Here is a 7,344-nt window from a genome sequence, read left to right on the forward strand (position 1 = left end):
TCTACTGACACTGACTAGTTAATCGTACTACATCTACTTGAAAAATGCTGTATCTATGTTGGTTGAGCGGTGAGGATTCATTACGACTTCTCCTTGAGTTCAAAAATTGTGTTCTTTGTGAAGAGCGATCGTGTTCATCCTGTATGTGACTCAGCATCAGTAATGGAAGAACTATGCCACGCCAGATAGAATTTTGGATAGCTCATGTTCTGGGCACAATGTAGAGTAAATTCATAGAGAATTTCGTAGCAAACTTTTTCTTTATAATTCGCCTGCGGCCAAAATAGAACCTGTTGCTTAAGAAGCCTACAAAGCTCTTGAGAAACTGAGAAGTACAATTCGTCATTGACAATTTGTTTTAAGCAGGAAACAACATTAGTCTGAAAAGACCAAGATGTATTTTGCTGGTGATCAGCTATTAATCTAATTAAGTCGATAGCAACTTTCTGGTTGCCAACTTTAGTCTTCCTAATTTTATCCAATGTTGCCCTAGTAGAGGAAGCATTCTTTTGAAGACTCTTGATAAGCTCGTTGATTAATGTATCAGAATCCTCGTACACCTGAACTTCTTCAGCAGCGAGTCGATATTCATCTCTAAGAGAATCAAGACTCCTAATAATGACATCCGGCAAGCAGACTTCCTCGCCAAACTCGTTTTTGAGCGCTTTCATTATAGTTATCGAGGCCTTACTTGAAATTTCCTTTATGGAGTCATCCATCTTTTTGATCTTTAGAAGATCAGCAGCCCTTTCTTTGACTCCTGTTTCAGAAGAACCAAGTAAAATTTCTAAGACGCTTAAAGCTTCAAAGTTACCAGGATTGATCTTTAACAACATCTCTATCAGTTCGACTTTAATAAAATCTGTAATTTCAGATGTTGGATTAATTATTAAACTCGTTAAAGCAGTAATTGCATATGAGGACGGTGCTTGCCGTATTACTTCCTTGGCATCGTCACTATAATATCTATTGAGTATGTATATATTCTCCTTGTCGTCATAATAACTGGAATAATAATGTGCCCAAATTTGAGCTATTTCTGCAATTAAACGTTTCTCCTCTCTAAAGCCTTTGAACTCAGAGATTGCTGCTCCAGCCAAAAAATAAGCTCTATGGCTATAGAATTGACCGCATGAATCATCGAAACTAGCTAACTTAGCCGTCAACTCATCTTTGTATCGGTTATCAATTCTCTCCTGCCCAATCCAGAGTAGAATAACCTCTTTCCACTGAATTTCAAAGATTCGATACTTCTTACCTTTTACTGGCTTATTTTCATGGTTATGAGGCAAAAAATAATCCCAGTCATCGATCGCCAACGCTGCAAAATATTCCTGAAATGTAGGATGAAAGAAGGCATATACATCTTCAAGAGGATTCTCTTCTGCAACACCAATGCGATTAAGCCATCCAAGTTGGAGAGCCAGATAGAATAGGGAGTCTTCATCATTAGCATCGCCTAGAAACTGATTGACAAACCTTTCACGTAGCCGAAAGCGAGAAGATTTTTGATCAATGGCTTCTTTAGCCAGTTCTCCCAAGGCGCGGTTCAATTCTGAGCGTTTTGCCAAATTCAATTTTACTGGAACCTTACCTTTGTTCCATTCATAAAATGTATCCACAAACCACTCATACAGTCCAGCTTTCGTTTCTGGGAGTTCTCCTTGTCTGAGTTGCCAACTATAACAAAGCAACGTCAGCCGCAATGGATTTTTCACCATATCCCGAATGCGTTCTTTACCAGGTTGTTCTAAAGCTGATTTAAGCTTTAGCTGGAGTTCTGATTCAGTTGCAAACCATTTATCGATGAACTGATGCACCTCGCCTGGGTAATCAAAATCTAGGTTTCGGTATACATCAAAGCAGCGATCGAGCGCATTCTTTCCCGCATCCCACACATTTAACCGACAGGTCAACACCACGCGCACATTCTGCAACCACCCTTCACTAATCTGAGTTGCAACCTGATGGAGCGCATCAGCAACTGTCATTTCATCTACCCCATCCAGCAACAACCAGACTTTTCCGGTTTTCAACAGTTGATTCAGTTTATCCCGACAGTGTTGTGAAACTTCCAGTTCCTGAGTCACAGTTTTCAGCCAATTGTTCAGCAGGTACTCTCCTAGCGACTTTTCACCTAGTGCTGTAAGCGGAATCCAGATAGGAATACCATCAGTTTTCTCTAGAATCCAGTCCCCAATTTTCTGAAGCTGTGTTGTTTTTCCGGCTCCTGGCTCACCAATAATTGCAATACGCTTTCCCTGACTGTTGTTGCTTTGCCGTTGCCGAAGCACTTGTTCAAAAAAATCATCCTGACTGATGGGTGTAATTTTCTCCTCATACAGTTCCGAGCCTTGTGCTGGAAAACCCCTGTCACAGCGATGCTTTGTTTTCTGCGATCGTTCCACCAAACCCAGCGGCACAAACATATCATTCAGTTGAAAGCGAACTCCATTACCCCTTGTTAAGACATTCGTAGTTAAATCTTTCCAGTGCTTCAATGACCCGCGACAAACTTCCTGCCAGTCGATTTCTTGTTCTAGGCTGACTGACGAAGCTGAAATTAGTCCTTCTCCAGCGAAGTTTGCTTCTAAAATTTTTTCAACTTTAAGTACTTTATCAATTTGCTCAAAACCATTAACCTGCTTGACGATGCCGACACGATCCAAAATATCTTTTTTAGTGTCGAAACTAAACTTGCCTTGAATAATGTTATTAACTTTCTTAACTTCTAAAGCTGAGTAAGGAGAAGACCGCTTATCTTTCAAAATAAAGACAATTAGTCGATCGAACCTTAAATAATGTTTCTCTTTAATGAATTGCTCTAAAGTGTCTGTAATCTTTTTCATTCCAGCAGTGGCCGTAACTTGAATGGAAATTCTCGACGTTTCGTCGAATAAGTCAATGCCAGGATAATTGTTATTACCCTCAACATCGTTGATATTTCTCAATTCCCAACCGTATACTTCATTGAGTAAAGGTATTAGTATTGTTTCAGACGCTTTGTTGAGATCTGTCTTGCCTAATGACGCTTCACACCCAATCTGGAACTCGAAGCGAGACATCAGTTCAGTGATACGTTTTAGTGAAATTTCGCGTCTCATCAATTGCCTCAATCTAAAATACTTTCTGGAAGCTTGCTACGCCGCGAAATTGAACAGTGCCATCTTTTTCCTGCTTACAGTAAGTATTTTAGCTATTTCAAAAAGCGATCGCCCTCCCATCCTCACCTTTCAACCTCAGAACTCGGAATGTTGACCTCAGAACTCGAAGCTTCGCCCTCAGAACTCGGAACTTCACCCTTTTTGCTCGAAGCTTCGCCCTTGAAACTCGAAACTTCACCCTTTTTGCTCCATAAATAAAGCTCAGAACTCGGAACGTTGAGCAAGTTACTTCATCCTTCAAGCTCTGAGCCTCAACGACCCCTTGCGGGTAACTCGAAGAGATCGACCTTTCAAGTCAAATCATCCCGCTATTTTCTAAATCACGGCTTACAGGAAGATGGTGGTCATGCCCGCTTTCGGATGCGTTCTTGGAGGCGATCGGCGACATCTGCACTCAGTTCTGCTTCTGGCTCAGTTTGTTCGCGTGTCGCCAACACAGACTCAATCTCAGAAGACGAAGCTTGCCCTAGCTGCTTTATTAATGACTGAAATGCCTGTTGCTGCCGTTCAATATCCGCTTTAGAAACCACCTGAATCGTATGAGCCAACGCTGCCTGACGAGTCAATGCGTAAACAATGTACTGATTCAGCGATACGCCTTCGCACTCAGCGAGATGAGCAAGCTGTTGATGCAACGTTTCAGGGAGTCTCAAGGTTAATCGGCTCATAGCTTTTCTCCTGATGCTAACAGGTTCACAAATTGTACAGGGGTCAAAACAGGCAGCCCTAACGACTCTTTAGCACTTTGAAAATCTCGAATATTAGAGGATGTTTGAAAAGTTGTCGTTCATGGCATCACTCGCCCGTGAATGCAATTCCGGGCTAGCAGAGCAAAACCCGTTTAAACGGGTTGGAACCAATCACGACAAGCGCTTCAGTCCCTTTAGTGGACTTTCCCTGATAGACCGTGATTTTGAATCACGGGCGGAATGGCAGCGAAGCGAAGCAACTTTTTATACTTTTCAAACATCCTCTTAGACGTAACCACGATCGCGCCTGCATTCATCGCACAATCAACGACCAAATCGTCACCTGCATCTGGAGAAGTCCGGTCGCCAAGAGAAATAAATATTCGTGTATTGAGCAAGCGAAGCTCAGAACTCGGAACGTTGAGCAAATTACTTTATCCTTCAAGCTCTGAGCCTCGACGACCCCTTGCGGGTAACTCGAAGAGATCGCTCCATACACTCAAGTCACCTATCTTTTTGCATCACCGCTTACAGCAAAATGGCGGCCCGATCGGCTAAATCCGATCGCTCTCCTTTTAATAAAGTGATGTGACCTGCGATCGCTTCTTCTTTAAATCGCTCCACCACGTAAGTCAAGCCATTGCTGGCAGCGTCTACATAAGGATTGTCAATCTGATCAGGGTCGCCCGTGAGAATTACCTTCGTCCCTTCGCCAGCGCGGGTCAAAATCGTTTTGACTTCATGAGGAGTCAGATTTTGCGCCTCATCGACAATGAGAAACTGATTGGGCATTGTCCGACCGCGAATGTAAGTCAGAGGCTCGATTTGTAGCAGTCCACGTTCGATCAGTTCTTCGTGGCCGCGTCGCCAGTGGCTCGGTTTGCCAGACGGATCTTGAGTGCCAAAAATCAGATCGAAATTGTCGTAGAGCGGCTGCATCCAGGGATTCAATTTTTCGTCAATGTCTCCTGGCAGATAGCCCAAGTCCTTCCCCATCGGCACCACAGGTCTAGAGATCACCAGCCGACTGTAGATTCTCTCATCCGCAACTTTTTGCAGACCCGCGGCGATCGCCAACAAGGTTTTCCCTGTGCCAGCCTTACCGACCAGCGTCACCAGAGAAACTGAGTCGCGTAGCAGCAAATCGAGGGCAAAGTTTTGTTCACGGTTGCGGGGGTTGATTCGAGAAATGCCAGAGCGAGGCATCTTAGCGATCGGCACCACTTTGCCACTTTTCCCCTCGATCGTCGCTAAAGCGGTATGGTTCGGTCGAGCCGCATCGATTAGCGTCAACGCCTGATTAGGAAAAAACGGTTGAGGCAGCCCGATCGCACCCTGTTGAAAGAGGCGATCGATGTCTTCGCCTTCAACCACGACTTCTGTGATACCTGTGTAGAGATCATCGACATCCACTTTGTCGGTTTTGTAGTCTTCGGCAATCAGTCCTAATGCGTCGGCTTTGATGCGTAAATTAATGTCTTTGCTGACCATGACGACAGGACATTCACACTGGCGCATCAGTTCTAACGCGACGGCCAAAATGGCATTGTCAGCCCGATCGCCTTCTAGCTCTGGTGGTAGTTCTTGCAGCGTTTCTCGATGGCACAGCGCTACTTGAATCGAGCCGCCATTGTCGAGAGAAATCCCTTTGGTGAGATGCCCTTTTTGGCGGAGTTCGTCGAGGGTGCGGGAGGCTTGGCGGGCGTTTCGTCCCGTCACTTCGGGCTGTTTTTTGAAGCGGTCTAACTCTTCGATAATCGTGATCGGCAACACGACATCGTTATCCTCGAATCGCAAAATTGCACTGGGGTCGTGAAGCAGGACATTCGTATCGAGGACGAAGGTTTTTTTCATGAAGCACTTCTCAAAAATAAGCGGACAATCTCACAGGAAACGCAGGGAACAGATGGAATCTGCGCTGCATCGGGTCTAATCGCGCCATTTGATCTCAGTGCAGCAGATCTTGAAAGACATCGCACTTAATGACGTTTAGCGATCGTGACACAAAAGCGGGACGATAAAAAATGAGTTTCAGCCTGAGTTTGCAACGATTAGTATGATTCGCTACAAATTCAGAAGATTTTTCTACGTGGGATTCGCAAATAGCTATTTTTTGCAAGTGCCCGTTCCTCACAAGTTTCTCAAATTGTTTTTGTATAACGAGGATGAGTTTACTCAATGAGGTGGACGCAATGTTTCACAAATTATTGGTTGCGGTTGCTCAATCTGAATTTGATCGCCAGATTTTTGAAGAAGCGATCGCCCTTGCAAAATCCAATGATGCGGCTTTGATGTTGTTACACGTTCTCTCTCCCTTTGACGAAGCGTATCCTGGAATTGCGTATCCCGGTATCGCTGGTGTTTACCCTGGCATTCATCAGTCAACGATGCAGGCGTGTCTCGACCAGTGGAAAAAGTTAGAACAAGAGGGCGTAGAATTGCTGCGATCGCTAACCGAAGAAGCCATCCGCGCGGGAGTCAAAGCCGAATTTACTCAGAGCCTTGGCGATCCGGGTCGTGTGATTTGTGAAGCGTCTCGAAATTGGGGAGCTGACTTGATTATGGTGGGCCGTCGAGGTCGCAGCGGATTGGGTGAATTTTTCTTGGGCAGTGTCAGCAATTATGTGCTTCATCATGCCCCTTGTTCAGTTTTGACCGTGCAGAAACCCCTCCCAATTGAGTCTGAAATTCGGCAAGACAAGGCTGTGTTACAAGGTTGACCTGTTTAAGTTCTCCAAAATTGGCAGCTTGAGGGGCAAAAGACTTGAACATCGCAGCGAAAAAACTTGTCAAATTTACGTCAGTTTATTCAATTCAAAACTATCACGTCAAAAATATCATGGAGATGACAGATGTTTGAACGAATCTTAGTCGCATTAGACAATCCCCAACGTAATGAGTCGTTGATTAACGCGGCGATCGTACTGGCAAAAACCACAAACGCAAGATTACTGCTGCTACACGTTTTGCCGGAAGGTCGTCACTCTAATCTTGTTCAGGCAAACGATATCAGCCACGCCGAAGAAAATAATCTGGAATGGCAACGCTGTCAAAAGAGTGACTTAGAAGAACTGCGATCGCTCTACAGAACTGCCAATGCTGCGGGCGTATCTGCTGATATTGCTCAACCACTCGGAGATCCGGGCCAAAAAATCTGTGAACTGGCTCATCAATGGGGCGCTGATTTAATTGTGATGGGCAGAAGAGATGCAATAGACACCCATCAAACTACACTTGGCAGCGTTAGTCGACACGTAGCAGCGAATAGCTTTTGCTCAACGGCGATTATGCAAAATCAATCGTGTGAGGATTTTGTGATGAATACGTCTAAAATGGCTTTTGCAACACAATCCTGAACGAGAGCTTCGGATTAGGTTGAGCAGGATTTAGGCTCGTGATCTAGACTGAAGTGAGCGACCCCTTGCGGGTAACTCGAAGCGACCCCTTGCGGGTAACTCGAAGCGACCCCTTGCGGGTAACTCGAAGCGACC

Annotated in this window: 7 protein-coding genes; 3 read left to right on the forward strand and 4 right to left on the reverse strand. The window is 44.8% G+C overall.

Annotation, left to right across the window (positions count from 1 at the left end):
- Positions 1-134: 134 nt before the first annotated feature.
- Complete coding sequence (locus tag ACKFKF_RS33660) at positions 135-3,104, reverse strand: SMEK domain-containing protein (protein WP_446871726.1); 2,970 nt, start codon at positions 3,102-3,104, stop codon at positions 135-137.
- Positions 3,105-3,137: 33 nt separating this feature from the next.
- On the opposite strand from ACKFKF_RS33660, the gene ACKFKF_RS33665 reads away from it, so the two are divergent.
- Positions 3,138-3,362 (forward strand): hypothetical protein, encoded by a 225-nt coding sequence (locus ACKFKF_RS33665; RefSeq protein WP_446871727.1) that lies wholly within the window; start codon positions 3,138-3,140, stop codon positions 3,360-3,362.
- Between the two features lie 146 nt (positions 3,363-3,508).
- Here ACKFKF_RS33665 and ACKFKF_RS33670 read toward each other — a convergent pair whose 3' ends face one another.
- From ACKFKF_RS33670 to ACKFKF_RS33680, 3 genes are all read right to left on the reverse strand, one after another.
- Positions 3,509-3,832 carry a toxin-antitoxin system HicB family antitoxin gene (locus tag ACKFKF_RS33670; RefSeq protein ID WP_446871728.1) on the reverse strand — a complete coding sequence of 108 codons (324 nt, stop codon included), beginning with the start codon at positions 3,830-3,832 and terminating at the stop codon, positions 3,509-3,511.
- 215 nt (positions 3,833-4,047) lie between these two features.
- Positions 4,048-4,281, reverse strand: a complete 234-nt coding sequence (locus ACKFKF_RS33675) for a hypothetical protein (protein ID WP_446871729.1) — start codon at positions 4,279-4,281, stop codon at positions 4,048-4,050.
- Between the two features lie 100 nt (positions 4,282-4,381).
- The gene (locus tag ACKFKF_RS33680; RefSeq protein WP_446871730.1) at positions 4,382-5,707 is read right to left on the reverse strand and encodes a PhoH family protein; all 1,326 of its coding nucleotides are present in this window, start codon (positions 5,705-5,707) and stop codon (positions 4,382-4,384) included.
- A 338-nt stretch (positions 5,708-6,045) separates the two neighbouring features.
- Here ACKFKF_RS33680 and ACKFKF_RS33685 point away from each other — a divergent pair, with 338 nt between their 5' ends.
- Positions 6,046-6,573, forward strand: a complete 528-nt coding sequence (locus ACKFKF_RS33685; protein WP_446871731.1) for a universal stress protein — start codon at positions 6,046-6,048, stop codon at positions 6,571-6,573.
- A 132-nt stretch (positions 6,574-6,705) separates the two neighbouring features.
- Positions 6,706-7,209 (forward strand): universal stress protein, encoded by a 504-nt coding sequence (locus tag ACKFKF_RS33690; protein WP_446871732.1) that lies wholly within the window; start codon positions 6,706-6,708, stop codon positions 7,207-7,209.
- The last annotated feature ends 135 nt before the right edge of the window (positions 7,210-7,344 follow it).

This window comes from Phormidesmis sp. 146-12 (assembly GCF_052939495.1).

What these genes read in the sequence shown, in the direction of transcription:
- ACKFKF_RS33670 (WP_446871728.1), bottom strand. Translation starts at nt 3,832, where the DNA reads ATGAGCCGATTAACCTTGAGACTCCCTGAAACGTTGCATCAACAGCTT.
- ACKFKF_RS33660 (WP_446871726.1), bottom strand. Translation starts at nt 3,104, where the DNA reads ATGAGACGCGAAATTTCACTAAAACGTATCACTGAACTGATGTCTCGC.
- ACKFKF_RS33680 (WP_446871730.1), bottom strand. Translation starts at nt 5,707, where the DNA reads ATGAAAAAAACCTTCGTCCTCGATACGAATGTCCTGCTTCACGACCCC.
- ACKFKF_RS33690 (WP_446871732.1), top strand. Translation starts at nt 6,706, where the DNA reads ATGTTTGAACGAATCTTAGTCGCATTAGACAATCCCCAACGTAATGAG.
- ACKFKF_RS33685 (WP_446871731.1), top strand. Translation starts at nt 6,046, where the DNA reads ATGTTTCACAAATTATTGGTTGCGGTTGCTCAATCTGAATTTGATCGC.